The following is a 1,290-nucleotide window of genomic DNA, read 5'->3' as shown; positions in this document are numbered from 1 at the left end:
AGGGTGAGGAATGGATTCTTGATATCGAAGAGAAGATGTTTGGTTTCCTTGAGTCCCGGATGGCACACCTGACAGCAGACGAGCAACTGCTTTTTGCAGATCTCTGTGCCCGCTTTACCGGAGTATCTGACAGCGATTCACTATCCGCCTCTATCCAATCACTCAGGAGAGAGACCGGCTTTGAAAGGGTTCCGCTGATATTCCGGAGAGAGGGGCGGCTGATACGGCTTGAAGAGGCGGTGGATGCGAGATATGCATCAGCAGAAAAGGAAGGAAACGATATGAACACTACACCGATCGTTGAATCAAGAATTCCTGAAACCTGCGATGGCATTCAGGATGAGGGAACAACAGAAGAATATGATCATATGCAGAGAGGCCTCCGTGATGAGGGGCATCTCCCGGTACATGAGCTGGCGGGGTGCACACAGGCAGGCGATCATGCACTTGAGATAGGGCCGGGACCGGGGTATCTCGGGCTTGAATGGCTCAGCCATACAGAGGGAACCCATCTGACGGGGCTTGAGATCAGCCCTGCAATGATTGCAATTGCAGAGAGAAATGCCATTGAATACCAGCTCTTGGATCGGGTGGCCTATAAAGAGGGGAATGCCCTTTCGATGCCGTTTCCCGATAATACCTTTGACTGCGCCTTCTCCAATGGATCCCTTCATGAATGGGAGGATGCAGTGCAGGTCTTTTCAGAAATATTGCGGGTACTCAGGCCGGGCGGGAGTGTATTCGTAAGCGATCTCCGCCGTGATCTCTCACCGGAGATATTTGGGTTTATGCGAAACTCCTGCCTCGGGACGGAGATCCGGAAGGGTTTTGAAACATCTGTCCGGGCTTCATATACACAGGGAGAGCTGGAGACGCTGCTGGAAGGGATCGGGTTTTCAAGATTGCAGGTCATTGCCCATCCCTATGGGCTTGTCGTGAGTGGAGAGAAATAGAGGGGCGGAACCTCTCGCAACTTTTTTTGTCTTTTTAGAAGAGTGCAATAATCCGAAACGTGGTGGTGACTAGCGCTAACGCGATCATATACCAATAGAGGAAGGAGAGTGCCCGGAGGATAGGATCTTCTGAGACAATCCAGGGTATACCTCATGGCGGAGGATGGTTCCATACTGACCTGGAGCGAGAAGAACGCAAGGTCAGGAGCTGCCCCCGATGAGGGGGTGACATGCCCTCTCCCGGACAGGAGACCGGTTCCACCCTCCTCAAACACTCTTATAGCATCTTACTCTGAGCCGTCACCGATGAGAAGGCGGTGGCTGCCCGTGCATAGGA

General features: G+C 52.6%; 2 protein-coding genes. Both read left to right on the top strand.

The window, feature by feature from the left end; all coding sequences use genetic code 11:
* Nucleotides 1–953, top strand: a 953-nt coding sequence (locus QCH34_RS12845; protein WP_300334713.1) for a methyltransferase domain-containing protein, incomplete at its 5' end; no start/stop codon positions are given.
* Nucleotides 954–1,106: 153 nt separating this feature from the next.
* The coding region (locus QCH34_RS12840; RefSeq protein ID WP_300334711.1) for a hypothetical protein at nucleotides 1,107–1,290 on the top strand (184 nt) is incomplete at its 3' end.

The organism is Methanocalculus sp. (assembly GCF_029762515.1).
In the GTDB taxonomy this organism is placed as follows: domain Archaea; phylum Halobacteriota; class Methanomicrobia; order Methanomicrobiales; family Methanocorpusculaceae; genus Methanocalculus.
Note: the sequence above shows the minus strand (reverse complement) of the source record. Positions and strands in the feature narration are given on the sequence as shown.